Source organism: Thalassobellus citreus, from assembly GCF_044385915.1.
GTDB lineage: Bacteria > Bacteroidota > Bacteroidia > Flavobacteriales > Flavobacteriaceae > Thalassobellus > Thalassobellus citreus.
Genome location: NZ_JBISCC010000063.1, coordinates 1 through 281 on the forward strand (window position 1 = coordinate 1; position 281 = coordinate 281).

1 protein-coding gene is annotated in these 281 nt (G+C 33.5%); it reads left to right on the forward strand.

Annotated features, from left to right (window positions below; genetic code table 11):
* The coding region (locus tag ACH5TX_RS00315) for a M14 family zinc carboxypeptidase (RefSeq protein WP_439337570.1) at window positions 1–281 on the forward strand (281 nt) is incomplete at both ends.

Here is a 281-nt window from a genome sequence, read left to right on the forward strand (position 1 = left end):
GATTTTCAAAATGATAATCCTACACTTGTGCAAAAAATAAGTCTTGGTAGTACTGCCGAAAATGATGGAAAAGAATTATTGTTTGTAAAAATATCTGATAATGTAACTACCGACGAACAAGAGCCTAAACTTATGTTTACATCTTCTATGCATGGTGATGAAATTGCCGGATACCCTATGATGCTCAGTCTTATTGACTATATTTTAACGGTCTATGCAGATACAGGTCATGCTGATCATGCGAGAGTTAAAAATTTAGTTGAAAATGCTGAAATTTGGAT